The sequence below is a fragment of the Saccharothrix carnea genome, assembly GCF_003014735.1.
Classification (GTDB): domain Bacteria; phylum Actinomycetota; class Actinomycetes; order Mycobacteriales; family Pseudonocardiaceae; genus Actinosynnema; species Actinosynnema carneum.
Genome location: NZ_PYAX01000004.1, coordinates 378,380 through 399,689, shown reverse-complemented (window position 1 = coordinate 399,689; position 21,310 = coordinate 378,380). Strand labels below are relative to the sequence as shown.

At 71.6% G+C, this 21,310-nt stretch carries 18 protein-coding genes; 8 read left to right on the top strand and 10 right to left on the bottom strand.

The genetic code is table 11. The annotated features are described in order from the left end of the window. Positions 1-36: 36 nt before the first annotated feature. The gene (gene ppk2 / locus B0I31_RS13495) at positions 37-1,032 is read left to right on the top strand and encodes a polyphosphate kinase 2 (RefSeq protein ID WP_245949866.1); all 996 of its coding nucleotides are present in this window, start codon (positions 37-39) and stop codon (positions 1,030-1,032) included. A 55-nt stretch (positions 1,033-1,087) separates the two neighbouring features. Here ppk2 and B0I31_RS13490 read toward each other — a convergent pair whose 3' ends face one another. Then, complete coding sequence (locus B0I31_RS13490; protein ID WP_219910695.1) at positions 1,088-2,131, bottom strand: methyltransferase; 1,044 nt, start codon at positions 2,129-2,131, stop codon at positions 1,088-1,090. Between the two features lie 30 nt (positions 2,132-2,161). Beyond that, positions 2,162-3,469 (bottom strand): serine/threonine-protein kinase, encoded by a 1,308-nt coding sequence (locus B0I31_RS13485; RefSeq protein ID WP_181320147.1) that lies wholly within the window; start codon positions 3,467-3,469, stop codon positions 2,162-2,164. A gap of 163 nt (positions 3,470-3,632) precedes the next feature. Here B0I31_RS13485 and B0I31_RS13480 point away from each other — a divergent pair, with 163 nt between their 5' ends. Then, the gene (locus tag B0I31_RS13480; protein WP_106615691.1) at positions 3,633-4,607 is read left to right on the top strand and encodes a DUF3558 domain-containing protein; all 975 of its coding nucleotides are present in this window, start codon (positions 3,633-3,635) and stop codon (positions 4,605-4,607) included. 107 nt (positions 4,608-4,714) lie between these two features. Continuing rightward, complete coding sequence (locus tag B0I31_RS13475; protein ID WP_146173834.1) at positions 4,715-5,356, top strand: hypothetical protein; 642 nt, start codon at positions 4,715-4,717, stop codon at positions 5,354-5,356. Between the two features lie 317 nt (positions 5,357-5,673). Here B0I31_RS13475 and B0I31_RS13470 read toward each other — a convergent pair whose 3' ends face one another. Then, on the bottom strand, positions 5,674-7,185 hold the full coding sequence (locus tag B0I31_RS13470) for a GGDEF domain-containing protein (protein ID WP_106615689.1): 1,512 nt from the start codon (positions 7,183-7,185) through the stop codon (positions 5,674-5,676). 59 nt (positions 7,186-7,244) lie between these two features. Between B0I31_RS13470 and B0I31_RS13465 the strand changes: the two genes are divergently transcribed. Then, on the top strand, positions 7,245-7,763 hold the full coding sequence (locus B0I31_RS13465) for a MarR family winged helix-turn-helix transcriptional regulator (protein WP_106615688.1): 519 nt from the start codon (positions 7,245-7,247) through the stop codon (positions 7,761-7,763). A gap of 155 nt (positions 7,764-7,918) precedes the next feature. Here B0I31_RS13465 and B0I31_RS13460 read toward each other — a convergent pair whose 3' ends face one another. The 6 genes from B0I31_RS13460 to B0I31_RS13435 all read right to left on the bottom strand — a co-directional run bounded on the left by B0I31_RS13460 (position 7,919) and on the right by B0I31_RS13435 (position 17,142). Beyond that, entirely contained in the window at positions 7,919-9,370 is a 1,452-nt protein-coding gene (locus B0I31_RS13460; RefSeq protein ID WP_106615687.1) for a glutamate synthase subunit beta, read from the bottom strand. After that, entirely contained in the window at positions 9,363-13,853 is a 4,491-nt protein-coding gene (gltB, locus tag B0I31_RS13455; protein WP_106615686.1) for a glutamate synthase large subunit, read from the bottom strand. Before gltB ends, B0I31_RS13460 begins: the two co-directional genes overlap by 8 nt. 384 nt (positions 13,854-14,237) lie before the next feature. Beyond that, positions 14,238-14,450 (bottom strand): hypothetical protein, encoded by a 213-nt coding sequence (locus tag B0I31_RS13450; RefSeq protein ID WP_106615685.1) that lies wholly within the window; start codon positions 14,448-14,450, stop codon positions 14,238-14,240. 140 nt (positions 14,451-14,590) lie between these two features. Next, positions 14,591-15,295 carry a VIT1/CCC1 transporter family protein gene (locus B0I31_RS13445; RefSeq protein ID WP_106615684.1) on the bottom strand — a complete coding sequence of 235 codons (705 nt, stop codon included), beginning with the start codon at positions 15,293-15,295 and terminating at the stop codon, positions 14,591-14,593. Between the two features lie 292 nt (positions 15,296-15,587). Further along, positions 15,588-16,136, bottom strand: a complete 549-nt coding sequence (locus B0I31_RS40605; RefSeq protein WP_181320146.1) for a hypothetical protein — start codon at positions 16,134-16,136, stop codon at positions 15,588-15,590. A 196-nt stretch (positions 16,137-16,332) separates the two neighbouring features. Continuing rightward, on the bottom strand, positions 16,333-17,142 hold the full coding sequence (locus B0I31_RS13435) for an SGNH/GDSL hydrolase family protein (protein WP_245949865.1): 810 nt from the start codon (positions 17,140-17,142) through the stop codon (positions 16,333-16,335). Between the two features lie 111 nt (positions 17,143-17,253). On the opposite strand from B0I31_RS13435, the gene B0I31_RS13430 reads away from it, so the two are divergent. The 4 genes from B0I31_RS13430 (at position 17,254) to B0I31_RS13415 (ending at position 20,758) form a co-directional block, all read left to right on the top strand. Further along, on the top strand, positions 17,254-17,811 hold the full coding sequence (locus B0I31_RS13430; protein WP_146173833.1) for a TetR/AcrR family transcriptional regulator: 558 nt from the start codon (positions 17,254-17,256) through the stop codon (positions 17,809-17,811). Between the two features lie 36 nt (positions 17,812-17,847). After that, positions 17,848-18,528: a response regulator transcription factor gene (locus tag B0I31_RS13425; protein ID WP_073899299.1), complete on the top strand. Its 681-nt coding sequence runs from the start codon at positions 17,848-17,850 to the stop codon at positions 18,526-18,528. Then, on the top strand, positions 18,525-19,805 hold the full coding sequence (locus B0I31_RS13420; protein WP_106615682.1) for a HAMP domain-containing sensor histidine kinase: 1,281 nt from the start codon (positions 18,525-18,527) through the stop codon (positions 19,803-19,805). The genes B0I31_RS13425 and B0I31_RS13420 overlap by 4 nt, the downstream gene beginning before the upstream one ends. Before the next feature lie 242 nt (positions 19,806-20,047). Further along, positions 20,048-20,758: a CAP domain-containing protein gene (locus tag B0I31_RS13415; protein WP_106615681.1), complete on the top strand. Its 711-nt coding sequence runs from the start codon at positions 20,048-20,050 to the stop codon at positions 20,756-20,758. On the opposite strand, the gene B0I31_RS13410 is transcribed toward B0I31_RS13415, so the two are convergent. Continuing rightward, positions 20,740-21,231: an Lrp/AsnC family transcriptional regulator gene (locus tag B0I31_RS13410; protein ID WP_106615680.1), complete on the bottom strand. Its 492-nt coding sequence runs from the start codon at positions 21,229-21,231 to the stop codon at positions 20,740-20,742. The genes B0I31_RS13415 and B0I31_RS13410 overlap by 19 nt on opposite strands. Between the last annotated feature and the right edge of the window lie 79 nt (positions 21,232-21,310).

The window sequence follows — 21,310 nt, the reverse complement described above, 5'->3', positions numbered from 1 at the left end:
TCGCGTGCCGACGCGACCCGCACGTTTGGCCGGTCGGTGGTCGGGTACGTCGAGCCGGTGGACAGCGTGCTGGACTTCGCCGACCTGTTTCCCGGCCTGCGGGTGGACGACCTCGTGGTGGACTACGAGGACGGGGACGACCCCGTGCTGCGGCACCCCGATGGCACGGAGATCGACACCTGGCGGGAGAACTACCCGTACCGGACGCGGCTCACGCGCGAGGAGTACGAGCTGTCGAAGCGGCTGCTGCAGATCGAGCTGCTGAAGCTGCAGTACTGGATCAAGGACACCGGCGGGCGGATGGTCGTGGTGTTCGAGGGACGTGACGCGGCGGGCAAGGGCGGCACGATCAAGCGGTTCACCGAGCACCTCAACCCGCGTGGGGCGCGGGTGGTGGCGTTGAGCAAGCCGACCGAGCGCGAGCAGGGCGAGTGGTACTTCCAGCGGTACGTCAACCACCTGCCGACCGCGGGCGAGATCGTGCTGTTCGACCGGTCCTGGTACAACCGCGCCGGTGTCGAACGGGTCATGGGCTACTGCACCGACGAGCAGTACGAGCGGTTCATGCGGCAGGCGCCGACGTTCGAGCAGATGTTGGTGGACGACGGGATCATGCTGGTCAAGCTGTGGTTCTCGGTGTCACGGGCCGAGCAGCGGACCCGGTTCCTGATCCGGCAGGTCGACCCGGTGCGGCAGTGGAAGCTGAGCCCGAACGACATCAAGTCGCTGGACCGGTGGGACGCCTACACCGAGGCGAAGGTGGCGATGTTCCGCGCCACCGACACCGAGGCCGCGCCGTGGACCGTGGTGAAGAGCAACGACAAGAAGCGGGCCCGGATCGAGGCCATGCGCAGCGTGCTGGCACGCGTCGACTACGCCGACAAGGACCCCGAAGTGGTCGCCGAACCCGACCCGCGGGTGGTGGGCCCGGCGGCCACGCTGCTGGAGGAGGGGGAGGACGAGACGGCGCTGAGCCCGACGCCCCTCGCCCCGGCCGAAGACGGCGACCCCGGGCCGGGCATGCACCCCTGAGGCCACCCGCCCGCGTCGCCGGCTCACGCGGTCGTGTGTTCCCGGTCGTCGCCGGTCAGGTGGCGGGGACGCCTTCGACGATCGACAACCGCGTGCCGGTGGGGATCACCCGGGTCAGGCGCCACCCGGCCTGGTCGAACAGGGCCTCGAACTCGGCGCGCGTGCGTTCCCGCCCGGTCAGCGAGCTCATCATGAGCAGGTCGATGACCTTGCCGGGATCGGGGGCGTTGCCCTGGGTGATCACCGCGTCGACGACCAGGACCCGCCCCTGGTCGTACACGGCCTCCCGGCAGTTGCGGAGGATGCGCACGCACCGCTCGTCGTCCCAGTCGTGCAGGATGCGCTTGATCAGGTAGACGTCGCCGGGCGGCGCCTCGGTGAAGAAGTCGCCGGTGGCCAGGGTCCAGCGGTCGTCGGCGCCGAGTTCGGCGAGCCGGTGCTCGCGCAGCACGTGCGGCTGTTCGAAGAGCACGCCGTGCGACGCGGGGTTGTCGCGCAGCACGGACAGCAGCAGGCCACCGTGACCGCCACCGACGTCCACGACCACGGCCTCCGGCGGTAAGTCGCAGGCCCGCGCGATGACCGGGTTCTCCGGGTCGGACATGGCCGCCATGCCGACGTGGAAGACGGCCGCGGTGTCGGCGTCACGGGCGAAGTGGTCGAAGAACGGCATCCCGAACAGCCGCTCGAACGGCGACGTGCCGGTGCGCACGGCCTCCTCCAGCTCGCCGGCGGTCAGCCAGAACGTCCGGTCGGTGAGCATCAGGATCGCCGAGCGGAACGACCCCGCCACGTCGGTGCGCAGCAACTCCGCCGCGGCGGTGAGCGCGAACCGGCCGGTGCCGTCCTCGGCGAAGATCCCGCGGGTGGCCAGCAGCCGCAACGTCCGGTAGAGGTTGAGCGGGTCGGCGCCGACCTCCTCGGCGAGTTCGGCGACGGGCCGCGGTCCCGTGCCCAGGTGGTCGGCCACGCCCAGCGCCGCGGCGGCGCGCAACGCGGCCGGGAACAGGTAGCCCATCGCGTGGTCCATCAGGGCGAAGCGGGGATCGGCTTCCGCCGGCCGTTCGGTCGGAACGGGGGAGTTCTCCACAGTCGACACGGTCCGCACACTAGCGATAACAGACAGTTATCACCAGTCTCCGGTCGCGTCCTCGGTCGGCTGGGTCGACGGTTCGGGCTCCGGAGTGGGCTGCGGGGCGTCCGTCGTGGTGGTCGGCGGGATTGTGGTCGGCTGCTGGGTGGTGGTGACGACGGGCTCCGTGGTGACGGGATCCGGTTCTGCCACGGGAGGTTCGGCCGCTGTCGGGTCCGGCGTCGCCTGCGACGTCGTGGGCTGCGGTGTGTTCGGCGCGGTGGTCGTGCCGGTGGCTTGCGGGGTGCGGATGAAGCGCGGCTCGACCGGTGCGTCCGACGACACCGTTGCGGGGGCCGCCTGCTCGGTCGAGGTCTCCGGTGGCGCGGAGGTCGCGGGTGGCTCACCGGACGTCGCGGCCATCGTGATCGCGAACGCGCCGACCAGCGCGCCCGCCGAAGCGACGAGTGCCCGCCACGGGCGTGACGCCGCACGCGGCAGCTCCTCGGTGTCCGCCTCGGTGTCCGCCACGGCGACGGGGGCGCGCGGCGGGGACATCGCGCCCACCAGGACCTGCGCGCAGTCGTGCGCGGTGGGGCGGTCCTCCGGGGCGGAGGAAGTCATGCGCGCCAACAGTTGCCGGACGTCGGCGGGCAGGTCGTCGGGGACGGCGGGTGGGCGGTGCAAGCGGGCGACCGCCGCCTCCACCTCGCCGCCGCCGTACTCGCGCCGCCCGGTCAGGCACTCCAGCAGGACCAGGCCCAGGGCGTAGACGTCGGTCGGGTGGCTGATCTCCTGGCCGAGCACCTGTTCCGGTGCCAGGTAGGCGGCGGTGCCGACCAGCTCGTTGGTGCGGGTCAGCCGCGTCGCGCCGGTCAGGTGGGCCAGCCCGAAGTCGGCCAGGTAGGCGTCGTCCTCGTGGTCGAGCAGGATGTTCGCCGGCTTCACGTCGCGGTGGACGAGGCCGTGGGCGTGCACGTGCGCCAACGCGTCGGCCAGCCGCGCGCCGAGCCGCCGCACCTCGTCCGGCGGCAGTGGTCCGAGGAGCAGGCGGTCGTGCAGGGTGCGGCCCTCGATCAACCGCAGCACGACGAACGGCGTGGGTCCTGTGGTGTCGGCGTCGTAGACGGACACCAGGGCGGGGTGGGAGAGGCCGGCCAGGACGTGGACCTCGTTGTCGAACCGCCGGACGCCCGCCGGGTCGAAGCCGGGCTGGAACAGCTTGATGGCGACGTGCCGGCGCAGCACGGTGTCCCACCCGCGGTGCACCTCGGCCATGCCGCCGGTGCCGATCGGTTCGAGGAGCTGGTAGCGGCCGGCGAGCACGTTGTCGCTTACCGAGGAGTCGCTTACCGAGGGTGACACCGTCATACCTCCGGTCGCGTGAACAGGACACTTCCGAATGCCCGGACGCGACCGGCGGCAAACAGGTGAGCACACCTCGGTCCGGCCTTCGCCGGTCGGCGGGGAGCGGTGGGGGATGCGGAAACGCTGTCGTGGAACGAGGATCCTCCCCTACGCTGCGGTCATGGCGAGAGCGCTCGGCGTCGTCCCGTTACTGGCACTGCTCGTCGGGTGTGGCACCGTGGTGGCCGGCAACGCCGTGCCGGTGCCGAACCCGACGTTCCCCGAACCGCCCGCGCCGACCGCCGAGCGGTTGCTCCGCGACCTGGAGTCGGTCGACCCCTGCGGGCAGGTGGAGCCGGCGGACGTGGCGGCGTTCGGCGAGGCGTCGGTCGGGCCGGTCGAGTCCTTCGACTACTGCCTGATCAAGCTGACCGCGGGCGGCGTGGTGCTCGACGTGACGGCGGGCGGCCTCGACCGGGTGGCGCACGAGGCGGTGCTCGACGGGCCGGTGGTGCCGTACCGGCAGGGCTTGCGGATCGCCGAGATCACCGGCGGCAGCGTCCAGTGCCAGCGCGGCCTGGTGTTCGCCGACCTCGTCGTGCTCAACGTCAGCGTGAACAACAACTCCTCCGACGACGTCGACGCGGCGCGGTTGTGCGAGGTCGCCGACGTCGTGGTGCGCGCGGTCGCGGACCGCGTGCTCGCGGGCGAGGTGGAGCACCGTCAGTTCGCGGCGAAGTCCCTCGGGCCGGTCCACGCGTGCCGCGGGTTGTCGGACGCCACGGTCGCGCGGCTGCCGGGGTTGGCGGGCGCGAAGGCCTGGCCGTACCCGGCGGGCCACCAGTGCCGGTGGAGCGCGGACGGCACCACGACACCGCCCAGGGTGCGGGTCCTGCACTCGGTGGGGACGCCGACTGAACCGAATGGCGGCAACAGCAAGGCCGAGGACATCGCCGGTCGGCCCACGGTGGTGTCCGGGTTGGACACGTCGTCGTACGTGCTGTGCGGGGCGGAGACCACCCACATCCCGTTCGACGGCGGGTTGCGCGAACTGGCGCTCGTCACCGTCGCGCTGCCGACCGGTGCGACGGTCGAGGACGCGTGCGCCGCGGTGCGGATCGTCGCGGCCGAGGTGTGGGCCGGCCTGCCGCGCTGACGTGCCTGTGCTGCGACGTCGACGGATCGGGTGACGGTCGTTCGCTTGACGCCCTGTGCGCGGCGGCGTGTACTGGGCTGAACGGACCGACCGGGGAGATGTCCATCATGTCCACTCGGTACACCCTCGACGTCCGCAATGACTCCACCCAGTTCCAGGACCTCTGCGTGTACCAGCACGCGGTGGACCTCGGCGTGCCCAACGCCCTGTCACTGGCCTGGCTGACCGCGCCCGCGTGGCCGGACACGACGGTCACCTTCGAGTGGGACCTCGACTACTGCTTCGTCTGGTCGGCCGCGGGTTCGCTGCGGCCGGGCGTGCGGTTCGAGGCGCGGGAGACCTGGCCCGCGGACCCGGAGGGCTTGACGGAGAACCAGGTCCTGTTCGACTACGCCGATGGCGCCTACCGGTTCGTGCCGGGGAAGGCGACGGGTGATCCGCAGCTGGGCAGCCTCTACCTCGACGTGCTGCCATCGGTGCCCGCAGGTGGCGCCGCGGTCGGCATCGGCCTGTCCCACGCCGCCGTCTTCGCCGCGACCGCGCAGCCCGACGAGACTTTGGTCTTCACCCCCGAGCCGAACTACTGGCTGACCGCAGGCGCTTATGCCGCCGGCGAAGTGCTCGACGTGGAGCAGATCGATGACGTCGTGCAGCTGCAGTACGGCGGAACCTCCCACCTGACCGCCGTGCTCAACGCCGACAACACATGGACCATCACCACCGGCAAGCAAGCCACCACCCCCGCCTGACCGCCCGCCCCCACCCCGCCACCCGGCCGCCCACCTCGCAACCACCCATTTCGAGACCTGCATCCGCCCGCTCTGACCTGCACCGCCCCGCCCCGCGCCGTCCGCTCCGGCCGGCACCGCTCGGCCCACCGCCGGCCCCGAGCCTCGCACCTGCCGACACCGCGCTCGGCCGCCACCACCCGACTCGCACCGCGCTCGGCCTTGCGCCCGCGAGAGTGCACCGTTTCGGCCCGGTCGTCGGCGCTGCCCAGGTCCGCATCGCCGTCCCGCCGTCCGCAGCGGCACGGGCGTCCGGATTGTGGCCCGCAATTTCACCCCTACGAGTGAATGACCAGCCCCCGTCCGCCATCGCGTTTGGCTTCATACATGGCTTTGTCGGCACGGCTGAGGACGGTTGCGGCGGTGGCTTCCGGGTCTTGGTCGGCGCAGATCACGACGCCGACCGAAGCGCTGATCTCCTCACCCAGCACGTCGAGGACGCGGAACGCCACCTTCTCCGGCTCCTCCAGGCCCTCCACCAGGACCCCGAACTCGTCACCGCCGAGCCGGGCCACCACGTCGGTGTCGCGGACGCACTGCAGCAGCCGTTGCGCCACCTGTTCGAGAAGCGCGTCACCGTGCGCGTGACCGGAGGCGTCGTTGACCGCCTTGAAGTCGTCCAAGTCCACGAACAGCAGCCCGAACGGGGTGCCGTCGCGCTGGTGGCAGTCCATCGCCTCGTCCAGCCTGCGCTCGAACAACGCCCGGTTGGCCAAGCCGGTCAACGGGTCGTGGTGGGCCTGGTGCGTCAGAGTCCGTTCCGACTCACGCAGCAGCAGCACGAGTTTCGTGTTGTCCACAAGGGTCACCAGCTGCCGCAGGATCACCGCCACGAACACCGTGAACCCGCACCCGATCTCCACCCCGTCCAGCGGACCGATCTCGCCGATGATCGTGCGCCGCAGCACCAGCACGCTGCTGATCAGTAACGGCACGTACGGCATCAGCAGGTAGGCCCACTGCCACGGTCGCCGGTTGCGGTTCGGGCCGGTGGACGGCGAGGGCGCCGGCGCCAGCGCGGCCAGCCCGATCAGCGCCGGCCCGATCACGAACCCGGCGTTGGCCAGCGGCGGGACCTCGCGCGCCTGGACGCTGACCAGGTAGGCGAACGCGAGGTCGGACACCGCCAGCCCCACCAAACCGAGCCCGAGCAACCGCAGCTGCGGCCGGAGCACGACCTTGCGGTCCGCGCACAGCACCACCACGATCACCAGCAGCACCAGGTCCGTCACCGGGTAGGCGATGGCCACCAGGAACGCCGCCGAACTCGGGTTGCCCGACGCGACCAACCCGCCCAGCGACGTGGTCCAGGTGAGCGCGAACAGCGACCCGACCACGATCAGGCCGTCCAGCAGCAGCACCAGCCTGGCGCTGACGGAACGCCGGTCCAGCAGCGCGTCGGGCGTGTCGGACCGGCGGAAGTTGCCGATGACCAGCAGCGCGATGAACGCGAACGGCACGATGCTCAGGTAGCCGGCGTCCGCCGGGGACGGTGACGGCACGGCCCGCCGCTCGACCAGCTGGTACCACGTCCACAGCGCCTGGCCGGTGGACCAGCCCGCCATGCCGAACCCGGTCGCGAGCCGCCACCGGCGGTCCGGTCCGGTCGCCCGGCGTGCCGTCCACCAGCAGCAACCGGTCGCGAACAGGCCCGTGGCGAGCTGGGCGAGGTCGTCGAGGACCACCGCGGCATCGCCCTTGACGATGTCGAAACTCGCCGCCACGGACGCGGCGGTGGCGGCCACCAGCACGGCCGCGGCCGTGATGGCGAACCGCCTCGTCCCGATCACGTCGGTCAGTGTGCCGCATTCAGGTCCCGTCGGCCGGGTTGCCCTGCGAGGATCAGCGGGTGGCAGAGCAGGAGGTTCCCGTCGCCGACGACGTGGCGACGGAGCAGGAGTACGAGCGGTTCGCCCGGCACCGGATCGCCGAGTTCGGCGGGGACGCGGACGCGTTCGGCCTGTCGTACAACGTGCTGCACCTGGCGTACATGATGATCACCGATTACGAGGCGCTGGTGCACCGCGAGCAGGGCTGGACCATGCCCGGGTTCCGGTTGATGTTCAAGCTGTGGATCCTGGGGCCGACCCAGCCCGCGCGGCTGGCCGAGCTGTCCGGCACGACCAGGTCGGCGATGTCGAACCTGATCAACACGCTGGAACGGGCCGGGCTGGTGGAGCGGACCAGGGACGGCCAGGACCGGCGCGTGGTGTTCGTGGCGCTCACCGAGGAAGGCCGCGCGTCGGTCGCCCGCGTCTTCCCGCACCAGAACGGGCGGGAGGCGCGCTGGTTCGCGGTGCTGGACTCCGACGAGCGCGCGCAGATGGTGCAATTGATCCGTCGAGTGGTCGCCGCCCGGCCGACGTAACCGGTCCGGCCGCGTCGTCGCGCGACCTCGTCATGGCGGTCACCGCCTCGCCCGACCACACCGCCTTCACCACCGAGCCGGGTGGCCGCACCACGCTGTGCGGCCACGCGGGAAGGGCGTCCCCGGCCGCACCACGCTGTGCGGCCGGGGACGAGTCACACGAGCGGCCGGTCGGTGGGCTCGATCGGCCTGGGCAGCACGGCGCGGCCCGTCAGGTAGGCGTCCACGCCGGCGGCGGCCGAGCGGCCCTCGGCGATGGCCCACACGATCAGCGACTGGCCGCGGCCCATGTCACCGGCCACGAACACGCCGTCGACCGACGTGGCGAACCGCTCGTCGCGGGCCACGTTGCCACGCGCGTCGAGGTCGACGCCCAGCTCGGTGAGCAGGCCGTCCTTCTCCGGGCCGACGAAGCCCATGGCCAACGTCACCAGCTGCGCCGGGATCTCCCGCTCGGAGCCCGGCACCGGCTCGAACCGCCCGCCGGACGCCTCGACCTCGACCAGCTTCAACGCCCGCACGGCACCGGCGTCATCGCCCAGGAACTCGACGGTGGACACCGAGTACAGCCGCTCGCCGCCCTCCTCGTGCGCCGACGTGACCCGGTACAGCATCGGGTAGGTCGGCCACGGGTGGACCTCGGCGCGCTTCTCCGGCGGCCGGGGCATGATCTCCAGCTGCGTCACCGACAACGCGCCCTGCCGGTGGGCCGTGCCCACGCAGTCCGCGCCGGTGTCGCCGCCGCCGATGACGACGACGTGCTTGCCCTCGGCGGTGATCGGCGGCACGTCCAGCTCACCGCGCGCCACCTTGTTCGCGCCCGGCAGGTACTCCATCGCCTGGTGCACGCCGGACAGCTCGCGGCCCGGCACGGGCAGGTCGCGCCACGCGGTCGCGCCACCGGCCAGCACCACCGCGTCGTAGGACTCCCGCAGCTCGGCGACCGTGACGTCCACGCCGACGTTCACGTTCGTCTCGAACCGGGTGCCCTCGGCGCGCATCTGGTCCAGCCGGCGGTCCAGCCGCCACTTCTCCATCTTGAACTCGGGGATGCCGTAGCGCAGCAGCCCGCCGATGGCGTCGGCCCGCTCCAGCACCGTCACGTCGTGCCCGGCGCGGGTCAGCTGCTGCGCGGCGGCCAGGCCCGCGGGCCCGGAACCCACCACGGCCACCGAACGGCCGGTGCGCGTGACGGGCGGCTGGGGTGTGACCCAGCCCTCGTCCCACGCCCGGTCGATGATGGAGATCTCGACCCGCTTGATGGTGACGGGATCGCCGTTGATCCCCACCACGCACGCGGCCTCGCACGGCGCCGGGCACAACGTCCCGGTGAACTCCGGGAAGTTGTTGGTGGCGTGCAGCCGTTCCGACGCGAGCCGCCAGTCGTCCTTCCACACCAGGTTGTTCCAGTCGGGGATCAGGTTCCCCAGCGGACAGCCCTGGTGGCAGAACGGGATGCCGCAGTCCATGCACCGACCGGCCTGCTTCTCCAGCTTGGGCCGCTCGAACTCCTCGTAGACCTCGCGCCAGTCGCGCAGGCGCAGGAAAACGGGACGGCTGCGCGGGGTCTCACGCTCGGTGGTGAGGAACCCACGAGGGTCAGCCATGAGACGCCTCCATGATCGCTTCGTTGACGTCCCGGCCCTCCAGCTCGGCCCGGGCCCGTGCCGCCAGCACCCGCTTGTAGTCCTTCGGCATGACCTTGGTGAACCGGTCCACCGCGAGGTCCCAGTCGGCCAGCAGCGCGTGCGCCACCGCCGAGTCGGTCTCCACGTAGTGCTTCTCCACCGCGCCGCGCAGGAACTCGCGGTCGGCCTCGTCCAGCGGGTCCAGGTCCACCATCTCCGGGTTCACCCGCTGCACCGCCGCGTCCAGCACGTAGGCGATGCCGCCGGACATGCCCGCGGCGAAGTTGCGCCCGGTCGCGCCGAGCACGACCACCCGGCCGCCGGTCATGTACTCGCAGCCGTGGTCGCCCACGCCCTCGACGACGGCCAGCGCGCCCGAGTTGCGCACGCAGAACCGCTCGCCGACCTTGCCGCGCAGGAAGACCTCGCCGCCGGTCGCGCCGTAGCCGATCACGTTGCCCGCGATGATGTGCTGCTCGGCGGTGAACTGCGCGTCGGGCACCGGCCGGACGATGATCCGCCCGCCCGACAGGCCCTTGGCGACGTAGTCGTTCGCGTCGCCGACGAGCCGCAGCGTGATGCCGCGCGGCACGAACGCGCCGAACGACTGCCCGGCCGTGCCGGTGAACGTGATGTCGATCGTGTCGTCCGGCAGGCCCTCACCGCCCCACCGCTTGGTCACCTCGGAGCCGAGCATGGTGCCGACGGTCCGGTTGACGTTGCGCACCGGCAGTTCCAGCCGCACCCGGTCACCGGAGGCGATCGCGCCCTCGGCGAGCTGGATCAGCGTGTTGTCCAGCGCCTTGTCCAGCCCGTGGTCCTGCGCGACGACCTGGTGCCGTGCCCCGCCCTCGGGCAGGTCGGGCACGTGGAAGATCGGCGACAGGTCGAGCCCGGCCGCCTTCCAGTGGTCCACCGCGGCCCGCGTGTCCAGCAGGTCCGCGTGCCCGACAGCCTCGGCCAGGGTGCGGAAACCGAGCTGCGCCAGCAGCTCCCGCACTTCCTGCGCGACGAACTCGAAGAAGTTCACCACGTGCTCGGCCTTGCCCGCGAACTTCGCCCGCAGCACCGGGTTCTGCGTGGCCACGCCGACCGGACAGGTGTCCAGGTGGCAGACCCGCATCATGATGCAGCCCGACACGACCAGGGGAGCGGTGGCGAAACCGAACTCCTCCGCGCCGAGCAGCGCCGCGATCACCACGTCGCGCCCGGTCTTGAGCTGGCCGTCCGTCTGCACCACGATCCGGTCGCGCAGCCGGTTGGCCAGCAGCGTCTGCTGCGTCTCGGCCAGGCCCAGCTCCCACGGTCCGCCCGCGTGCTTGATGGACGACAGGGGAGACGCGCCGGTGCCGCCGTCGTGGCCGGAGATCAGCACGACGTCCGCGTGCGCCTTGGAGACGCCCGCCGCGACCGTGCCGACGCCGACCTCGGAGACGAGCTTCACGTGGATGCGCGCCGCCGGGTTGGCGTTCTTGAGGTCGTGGATCAGCTGGGCCAGGTCCTCGATCGAGTAGATGTCGTGGTGCGGCGGCGGCGAGATCAGGCCGACACCGGGCGTGGAGTGCCGGGTCTTGGCGATCCACGGGTACACCTTCGCGCCGGGCAGCTGGCCGCCCTCGCCGGGCTTCGCGCCCTGCGCCATCTTGATCTGGATGTCGTCGGCGTTGACCAGGTACTCGCTCGTCACGCCGAACCGGCCCGACGCCACCTGCTTGATGGCGCTGCGCCGGGAGTCGCCGTTGGCGTCCGGGGTGAACCGCTCGGCGTCCTCGCCGCCCTCACCGGTGTTGGACTTCGCGCCCAGCCGGTTCATCGCGATCGCCAGCACCTCGTGCATCTCCTGCGAGATGGACCCGTAGGAGATGGCGCCGGTGGCGAACCGCTTCACGATCGACGAGACCGGCTCGACCTCGTCGATCGGCACGGGCTCGCGCACGCCCTCCTTGAACGCGAACAGCCCGCGCAGCGTCATCAGCCGCTTGGCCTGCTCGTCCACCGCCCGCGTGTACTCCTTGAAGATGTCGTAACGCCCGGTGCGGGTGGAGTGCTGGAGCTTGAACACCGTCTGCGGGTTGAACAGGTGCGCCTCGCCCTCGCGGCGCCACTGGTAGTCGCCGCCGACCTCCAGCTCGCGGTGGTGCGCCCGGACGCCGTCGGCCGGGAACGCCATCCGGTGCCGCCGCGCCACTTCCTCGGCGATGACGTCGAAGCCGACGCCGCCCAGCCGCGAGGTGGTGCCGGTGAAGCACGTGTCCACGACCTCGTCGCCGAGGCCGATCGCCTCGAAGATCTGCGCGCCGGTGTAGGACGCCACGGTCGAGACACCCATCTTGGACATGGTCTTGCGCACGCCCTTGCCCAGCGCCTTGATCAGGTTGCGGGTCGCGACCTCCGGCTCGACGTCGGGCAGCTCCTCCACCGACGCCATGGCCAGGTACGGGTTCACCGCCTTCGCGCCGTAGCCGACGAGCAGGGCGATGTGGTGCACCTCGCGGGCGTCGCCCGCCTCCACGATCAGGTCCACCTGGGTGCGGGTCTTCTCGCGCACCAGGTGGTGGTGCACCGCGCCGGTCAGCAGCAGCGACGGGATCGGCGCGTACGTCTGGTCGACGCCCCGGTCCGACAGCACGACGAGCCGTGCGCCGTCCTCGATCGCCTGCGACACCTCGGCCCGGATCTCGTCCAGCCGCCGCACCAGCGCCTCGCCGCCGCCCGCGACCTCGTACAGGCCGCGCACGGTGAAGGTGCGGAACTCCGGCAGCGTGCCGTCGTCGTCCACGTGCACGAGCTTGGCCAGCTCGTCGTTGTCCAGCACCGGGAACGGCAACGAGATCCGGCGGCACGACGTGGCGTCGGCGGCCAGCAGGTTCGGCTCCGCGCCCAGGGTGGCGTGCAGCGAGGTCACCAGCTCCTCGCGGATCGCGTCCAGCGGCGGGTTGGTCACCTGGGCGAACAGCTGGGTGAAGTAGTCGAACAGCTGCCGCGGCCGGTCCGACAGCGGCGCGAACGGGGCGTCGTTGCCCATCGAGCCGATCGGCTCGGCGCCGGAGCGGGCCATCGGGCCCAGCAGCAGCGCCATCTCCTCCTCGGTGTAGCCGAACGCCTGCTGACGACGCACCAGGGACGAGTGCGTCGGCACCTCGCGCTCACGCGCCGGGAGGTCGGACAGGTGCAGGATGCCCTCGGCGACCCACTCCTGGTACGGGTGCTCGGCCGCGAGCTGCCCCTTGATCTCCTCGTCGTCGATGATCCGCCCCTCGGCGGTGTCGACCAGGAACATCCGGCCCGGCTCCAACCGGCCCTTGCGCACGATCGTGGCCGGGTCGAACTCCAGCACGCCCGCCTCGCTGCCGAGCACGACCAGGCCGTCCTCGGTGACCCAGTACCGGGCCGGGCGCAGGCCGTTGCGGTCGAGCACCGCGCCGATCAGCGTGCCGTCGGTGAACGCCACCAGCGCCGGGCCGTCCCACGGCTCCATGAGGGTGGAGTGGAACTCGTAGAACGCGCGCCGTTGCGCGTCCATCTCGGCGTGGTTCTCCCACGCCTCGGGGATCATCATCAGCACCGCGTGCGGCAGGCTGCGCCCGCCCAGGTGCAGCAGCTCCAGCACCTCGTCGAACGTCGCCGAGTCGCTCGCGCCGCGGGTGATGACCGGGAACACCCGGGACAGGTCACCGGGGATCAGGTCGGTGGCGAGCACCGACTCGCGCGCGTCCATCCAGTTCCGGTTGCCGCGCAGCGTGTTGATCTCGCCGTTGTGCGCCACGTACCGGTACGGGTGGGCCAGCGGCCACGACGGGAACGTGTTGGTGGAGAACCGGGAGTGCACCAGGCCGATCGAGCTGGTGACCCGCTCGTCGGTCAGGTCGGGGAAGAACTTCTCCACCTGGGGCTCGGTGAGCATGCCCTTGTAGACGATGGTCCGGCCGGACAGGCTCGGGAAGTACACGTCCGTCGCGTGCTCGACGCGCTTGCGCACCACGAACGCCAGCCGCTCCAGCTCCAGCCCTTCCGCTCCGCTGAGGAAGAGCTGGCTGAACGCGGGCATGGTCGTCTTCGCGGTCGGACCGACGTGGTCGGTGTCCACCGGCAGTTCGCGCCACCCGAGGACCGTCGCCCCCTCTTCGGCGGCGATGCGCTCGATCTCGGCCTTGACCTCGTCCTGGCCCTCCTGGGGGAGGAACGCGGTACCGACCGCGTAGCCGCCGGGCTCGGGCAGCGGGAAGCCGACGACCTCGCGGTAGAACGCGTCCGGCACCTGGATCAGGATGCCCGCACCGTCACCGGTTTCGGGCTCCGCGCCGCGGGCACCCCGGTGTTCGAGGTTGCGCAGCGCGACCAGGGCCTGGTTGACGATCGCGTGGTTTCTGCGACCGGCCAGGTCGGCGACGAACGCGACACCGCAGGCGTCGTGCTCGTACTGCGGGTCGTAAAGGCCTTGCGGCTGGTGGTGGTGGGTCACAACGGGCCCTCCCGTGGCGTCGTCCGGGCATACGGAGACGGCCGAACGCCCGCGCGCGGCTTTACGCGGACAGCTTCGGCCTGGGGTACTGGCTGTGGATCCACGCCCGAGAGATCTTCGGCGTGGGGACCGCACTCCGTTGTGCGGGAGAACTGCACTTCCTTGTGCGCGCGCTTGGCGGCCGGATGGGGCCGCTGGGACGCGCTGGGCGGTGCACCGGGATTGCCGGGGTCTTGTGACGATAGTGTGAATTCGCGGTTATGGCTCTAGTCCGACAGGGCGTCGTGGTGAATCACACCCCCACTTGACGCCGTTGCGACCAACGCGGTACACCCGGTCGGACTAGAGTTTCGCTCAGTTTCGTGACTTCAGTGCTGGGTGAAGTCAGTTTTCGGCTCTTCTGGACTCGCGCGCGCAGCCCACCGCGACGACGAGGCACAGCATCGCGACGGCGCCCTGCCACCACGCCGCCTCGCTCACGGCGAGGATCACGTTGACGCCCGTGACCAGCGAGAACAGGGCGGCGAGCAAGGCCCAGAGGCGGCGTTCGGCCTTCGCGCCGCGCAGGAGGAGCAGCGATGTCGGTGGGTGGATCACGGCGGGCACCTCCAGTCCGGGCCTGTCGCGCTCGGCGGCGACAAGTCGGCTGCGGGTACCCGCACTTTGCGTACCTCACACCTTCGGGTGGCGACTTTTCCCGAACGACCACGGAGGGTGTGCGCGGTGCGTGATCAGGGTCAGCCGACCGTTACGCCGAACAGGAGACCGACGTAGTACGTGACGATCATCGTGACCGACCCGACGATCACGTTCCGGCGCACCGCGTGGCCCACCCGGCTCGACCCGAGCCGGGCGCTGATCACGCCGGTGAGCACCAGGCCGACGATCACGGACGCGGCGCACGCCCACACCCGCCAGCCGGTCGGCGGCAGCACGATCGCGACGAGCGGGATCAGCGCGCCCACCGCGAACGCCGTCAGCGACGCCCACGCGGCCTGCCACGGGCTGGTCAGGTTGTCCGGGTCGATCTGCAGCTCGGCCTCGGCGTGGGCGCGCAGGGCGTCCTGCTCGGTCAGCTCGCGGGCCACCTGCGCGGCCAGGTCCTCGGACAGGCCCTTGTCCCGGTAGATGTCGGCGAGCTCGCGTTCCTCCTCCTCGGGCATGTCGCGCAGCTCGCGCGCCTCGAGCCTCAGCGCGGCCTTCTCGGTGTCCCGCTGGGTGCTGACCGACACGTACTCGCCGCCCGCCATCGACAACGAGCCCGCGACGAGCCCGGCCAGGCCCGCGGCGAGGATCGTGGTGCGGTCCGTCGTGGCGCCCGCGACGCCGACCACGAGACCGGCGGTGGACACGATGCCGTCGTTGGCGCCCAGCACGCCGGCGCGGAGCCGGTTGAGCCTGCCGGAGAGGTCGTCGCGGTGCGGTTCGCCGGGGTGCGTCATGACCGTGATGGAACCACCACTCGGCTAACGGGTGGTGCTCCAGCCGCGATCGGGTGACGGGGTGGACAACGGGGGAGTGCGGCCGTTACGCGGGACGCGTGATCCACTCCGAGCTGACGAATCAGGGTGGTCGAGCTGATGCGCGGGTAGTGCGGGTGGTCGGGTTGGGCGCGGTGGGTGGCTCGGTGGTCGGGTCCGGCTCGATTTGACATGGAACCTTTTGCGGTCGGCTGCGGGTCCGTTGTGGGCGGGCGGACGGTGGGCGCGGCGGGTCCGGTCCGTTGGCGTCGTGTCAGCCGGCTTCCACGATTCGCCACTGGGGGCCGCCGACCCAGGTGGCTTCGAGGCGGGAGCGGTGGCCGGGGGTGGTGAACTCGACCACGACGGCGTCCGCGGGTTGTTCCACGGTGGCGGCGAAGCCTTGGCGTGGGGTGGCGGAGATCGGCTCCATGTTGTTGGCGGAGAAGCTGATCGCGGCGACGCCGCCGTGCAGGGTGAAGCTGCGCAGGTAGACCGGTTCGCCGTTGCGCTCGGTCCAGGTGCCGTTCTCGGAGGGCAGGGGTTGGGCGGTCGTGGTGGTGGTTGGCGGGACTGTGGTGGTGGGGGCGATCGTCGCGACTACTGCGGCTGTGGTGGTCGTGGTGGTGGGTGCGGCGGCAGTGGTGGTGGTCGTGGTGGTGGTCGTTCTGGCGATCGCCGACGACTGGGTGGGGCCGGCGACGACGAGCGGCCGTTCGGGTGCGCCGGCGTCCAGCACGAACCGGATGCCGAGCCAGGACAACACGACCGCGACCGCGGTCGACGCCGACCACGCGGCGAGGTACTGCAGGCCCCTGGTCACCCGGACATCCTGCCGGCCAGGTCTTGCCCGGCGCGTGTCCTGCGTTCAGAACGCGCGTGTCCTGCGTTCAGGCCCACCGTGTCCTGCGTTCGCGTACCCCGAGTTGAACGCTCAGCACAGTCGATCTTGTTCTGTGCGTTCGACTCGGGTGTTCCGAACGTAGGACACGGGTGGCGGGAACGTAGGACACGCGGGGTCAGGTGGTGGCGGAGTTCAGCAGGGGCAGGTAGCCCTGGGCGTAGCCCGTGGCGTTGGGGTGGAACGACTCCGCGAGGCGGAACAGGGAGAACTGGTTGATCCACGGCGAACGGCCGCACGCGCCGTGGCCCGCGAAGTGGGCGCGGGCGTCGACGTAGCGGACGCCGGCGGCCGCGGCACGGGCGGAGATCACGGTGTGCAGGTCGTCGGCGCCGCGGTTGAGCGCCGCGCGCTTGGTCGCGCTCATGCACGTGCCGTTCGGCTCGACCAGGCGCGGGTAGCCCAGGACGACCACGGTGGCGTTCGGCGCACGGTCGCGGATCGTGGCGTAAGTGGCGTCGAGCCGTCCGGGCAGGGTGGTGCGGGCGGCTTCGATACCGGCGTTCACCGCGTTGACGCAGCTGGTGTCGCTGCCGGTGACGCAGGTGATCATGGTGTTGGCGAACCCGACGTCGTTGCCGCCGATGGTGATCGAGACCAGGTCGGTGCCCGCGTCGAGCGAGGCGAACTGGTCGGTCATGCTCTGCGTGGTGGCACCACCGCAGGCTGCGTACTTGAACGACGACACCTCGTGCGTGTCCGCCCACAGCTGGGCGTACCCGCGGGGACTGCGGAAGCACGAGCCGCTCACGTACGGCGGCGCGCCGGTGCCGGAGGAGTAGGAGTCGCCGAGGGCGACGTAGTCGACCGCGGCGGCGGCCCGCGCCGGGGTCGAGGTGAGCATGACGGCCAGGGCGGCGGGCAGCACCGCGCACACGACCCGGAGAAGACGTCCGCGCACGTCCAGTCCTTCCTCGAAGTAGATCACCTGCGTGAAGGCGGCAGGTCGCCGACGTTACGAAGGCGTTCCGAGGGATCACAGTCGGTGCTATTCTCATTACCTGCGAGTAACCTGGACTGCTTCGCCGGGGTGGCCGCCATGACCGTTCCGCGCCGCAGCGACGCCCTGAGGAACCGGGCGTCGATCCTCCGCGCCGCCGAGGAACTGGTGGCCGGCGGCACGACGCCGTCACCGGCGCGGATCGCCCGCCTGACGGGCCTGGGCCAGGCGACGGTCTACCGGCACTTCCCCGACCGCCGCGCCCTGTTGCTCACGTTGGCGCGCAAGCACTTGGGCCTGCTCGCGGACGCCGCCGAGGCCAACGCCGACGACCCCGCCGCGTTCCGCGCGCTGCTCCACGCGGTGATGGCCTACCAGGTGTCGATGCGCCCGCTGGTGGACGAGCTGCGCCGGTTCCCCGAGCCCGACCAGCGCGGGCACGCGCGCCGGCTGCTGGACGCCTTGCGCGGCCCGTTCGACCGCTCCCAGGCGGCCGGCTACCTCCGCCACGACGTCGTGCTCAACGACGTGCTGGTCGTGCTGACGATGCTCCAGGCGGCCGTCGACCGGTCGCCCGACCCGCGGCGCGCGATCCCCGTGCTGCTGGACGGCCTGTTCCTGCCCGAGCGGGACCAGGCGGTGACGGGGGAGCGGTAACCCTGCCCGTCACCCGTTGGCGTTACGGTGCGCGCCATGGTCTCGGTGCTGCTCGTCGAGGACGATCCGGTGGTGCGGTCGGCGGTGAGCCGGGCGCTGACCGGGCTCGGGCACGCGGTGCTGCCCGTCGGCACGGCGTTGGAGGCGTTGCGGGAGATCACCGCCGGCGCGTTCGACCTCGTGGTGCTCGACCTCGGCCTGCCCGACATGGACGGCGCGGACGCCCTGCGCATGATGCGCGGCGTGTGCGACGTGCCGGTCATCGTCGCCACCGCCCGCGACGACGAGGCCGAGATCGTCCGGCTGCTCAACGCGGGCGCCGACGACTACCTGGTCAAGCCGTTCTCCAGCGAGCACCTCGCGGCACGCCTGTCCGCCGTCCTGCGCCGGGCCCGCAAGGACGCCGCGCCCGCCACGTTCCGGATCGGCCGCCTCACCGTCGACCCGGACCGCCGCGAAGCCCGCCTCGACGGCCGCGAGCTCAACCTCACCCGCAAGGAGTTCGACCTGCTCGCCTACCTGGCCGCCCGCGAGGGCAAGGTCGTGCCGCGCGCCGAGCTGCTGGCCAACCTGTGGAACCTGCCCGGCAGGCACGACGACCAGACGCTGGACGTGCACCTGTCCTGGCTGCGCCGCAAGCTCGGCGAACGCGCCGCCCAACCCCGCTACCTGCACACCGTGCGCGGTGTCGGGTTCAAGCTCACGGCGGCCGAGTGAGGAAGTCGCTCGCCCTGGTCTCGCTGGCCGTCACCTCGATGGTCGCGCTGGCGTTCCTCATCCCGCTCGCCCTGGTGGTGCGCCAGCTCGCCGAGGACCGCGCGCTGGCCGACGCCGAACGCCTCGCCGGCGCGCTCACCCCGGTGCTGGTGATCACCTCCGACCCGGCGTCGGTGAGCCAGGCCCTGACCAGCACCGCCGGCCGCGTCGCGGTGCACCTGGCGAGCGGCGAGGTGGTCGGCGTGCCGGTGGCCACCGACGAGCAGCTCCGGACGGCCCGCGAGCTGGGCCGCGCGTCGACCGAGGAGATCCCGGCCGGTGTCGTGCACCTGCAGCCCGTGCTGCTGGCCGAGGGTCGGGTCGCCGTGGTCGAGGCGTTCGTGCCGCGCGCCGAGCTGTCCCGCAACGTCGAGAAGGCCTGGCTCGCGCTCAGCGGTGTCGCCGTCGTGCTGGTGCTCGGCTCGGTGCTGGTCGCGGACCGCCTCGGCGCCCGGGTCGTCAAAGCCTCCGCCGCCCTCGCCGAAGGCGCCCGGAAAATGGGCCAGGGCGATCTCACCACCCGGGTCACGCCGAGCGGACCGCCGGAATTGCTCGACGCGGGTACCGCGTTCAACCGGATGGCCGATCGGATGGGCCAACTGGTCGCGAACGAACGCGAAATCCTGGCCGACCTGTCGCACCGGCTGCGCACCCCGCTCACCGCGTTGCGGCTCGATTCGGAAACGCTCGGGCAGGACCCCAACGCCAACCGCGTCCGGCAGGCCGTGCACGCGCTCGAACGCGAGGTGAACGAACTCATCCGGGCCGCCCGCCGCGAGCTGGACGACCCGGACGGCGGCCGGTGCGACGCCGCGCAGGTCGTGCACGACCGGCTGGTGTTCTGGTCCGCCCTCGCCGACGACCAGCAGCGGCTGTGGAACCTGCGCGGCACCGAGCGCCGCGCCCTGGTGCCGCTCACCCGCAGCGACCTCGCCGCCGCGATGGACGCCGTGCTGGGCAACGTCTTCCGGCACACCCCCGAGGGCGTCGGGTTCGTCGTCGCGCTGTTCCACCAGCCCGACCGCGTGGTCATCGTGATCGAGGACGCCGGGCCGGGCATCGACGACCTGGAGGCGGCGGTGCGGCGGGGGAGCAGCGGCGCGGGCTCGACCGGCCTCGGCCTGGACATCGCCCGCCGGGCCGCGGAGTCCACCGGCGGCTCGCTCGTGGTCGACCGGGGGCCGTTGGGCGGCACGCGGGTCCAGCTCCGGCTGGGCCGCGCGGAAGAGCCAGTCTGACCCGGGATCCCTTTTCCGCACCTGATGCGACCTTTAAATGTTCCTTAAATAAATAGTTGTTGACAGTTCTGCGGTCGCGGATAAAGTTATTCCTGGAATCGGGGTCGGCCAGCGCTCTCCCCCTTGCCCGGCCCACCCGATTCTCCCTTCGGTGCGGCGACCGCGTGCGCTTACCCTGCGAAGAAGCGCACCAGCGGTCGCCGCGCCCGAAATACCGCCGAATGCAGATTGAGGTTTTCCGCGTGTCGCGCAAGAGCAGTGTGCTGCCGGTCGCAGTCGTCCTCGCCGGGCTGGCCCTGGCCGGTTGCGAGCACCCGGACGGGATGGCCCTGATCACGGCCGGCGCGACCGCCACGCTGCGCACCACGCCCGAGCCGCCCGCCGCCCAGCCGACCACCGCGACACCGTCGTCGGACCCCGGCACCTCCTCGGCCGCCTCCGGCACCACGACGACCGAACCGCCGGTCACCACCACGACCGCGATCACCACGACGACCACCACCGAACCGCCGAAGCAGACGCAGGTGCGGGCGGTGCCGCCCGCGCCGCCCGCCACGCCGACCAAGACCGAGGTCGAGCTGGCCGAGGCGAAGGTGGTCGAGCTGACCAACGGCGAACGCGCCGCGCACGGCTGCCCCGCGCTGGCCGCCGACGACCGGCTGGCCGCCGCCGCCCGCGCCCACAGTGCCGACATGGCCGCGCAGAACTACTTCGACCACGTCTCGAAGGACGGCCGCAGCTTCGTCGACCGGGTCAAGGCCGCCGGCTACCCCGCGCCCGGCGCGGAGAACATCGCCGCCGGTCAGCGCACCGCCGAGGCCGTGGTCAAGGGCTGGATGGACTCGCCGGGCCACCGCGCCAACATCCTCAACTGCAAGCTGAAGGCGTTGGGCGTCGGCTTGGCGCGCGGTGGTTCCTACGGGTGGTACTGGACTCAGAACTTCGGCTGGTGACCGTCGCGGTCGTGCCCGCCCGCCGGCAGCTCGTCCAGGATCAGCACGGTGTGGCTCGACGTCACGTCCGGCATCGTCTGCAACCGGGACAGCACCAGGTCGCGCAGGCTGTGCGCGTCCGGCGCCCGCACCAGCAGCACCAGGTCGTAGTCACCGGACACCAGCGCGCCGTGCCACACCTCCGGGATCTCCACCACCCGCTGCCGCACCGCCTTCCACGAGTGCTGGCTGATCTTGAGGTAGACGTAGGCGGAGATGCCGAAGCCGTAGCGCTCCGGGTCGACCACCGCCGAGTACCCGGTGATCACGCCGTCGCGGTGCAGCCGCTCCACGCGCGAGTACGCGCTCGCCCGCGAGATGTGCAGCTTCTCCGCCAGCGACCGCATCGACAGCCGCCCGTCCGCGCGCAACTCCTCCACGATGCGCCGGTCGAGCGCGTCCAGCGGTGCCGAATGTCCAGCCCGAGCCGTCATGTGGCCGACGATAACCCGTCTGCGTGGCCATTCGTCCGGATTGGGGGCCTGGATCTGGAACTTTGGCCGCTGTGAGCTG

Coding starts and splice junctions, on each gene's coding strand:
- B0I31_RS13430 (WP_146173833.1), top strand. CDS start 17,254: ATGACCGTTCCGCGCCGCAGCGACGCCCTGAGGAACCGGGCGTCGATC.
- B0I31_RS13480 (WP_106615691.1), top strand. CDS start 3,633: ATGGCGAGAGCGCTCGGCGTCGTCCCGTTACTGGCACTGCTCGTCGGG.
- B0I31_RS13425 (WP_073899299.1), top strand. CDS start 17,848: ATGGTCTCGGTGCTGCTCGTCGAGGACGATCCGGTGGTGCGGTCGGCG.
- B0I31_RS13460 (WP_106615687.1), bottom strand. CDS start 9,370: ATGGCTGACCCTCGTGGGTTCCTCACCACCGAGCGTGAGACCCCGCGC.
- B0I31_RS13475 (WP_146173834.1), top strand. CDS start 4,715: ATGTCCACTCGGTACACCCTCGACGTCCGCAATGACTCCACCCAGTTC.
- B0I31_RS13445 (WP_106615684.1), bottom strand. CDS start 15,295: ATGACGCACCCCGGCGAACCGCACCGCGACGACCTCTCCGGCAGGCTC.
- B0I31_RS13410 (WP_106615680.1), bottom strand. CDS start 21,231: ATGACGGCTCGGGCTGGACATTCGGCACCGCTGGACGCGCTCGACCGG.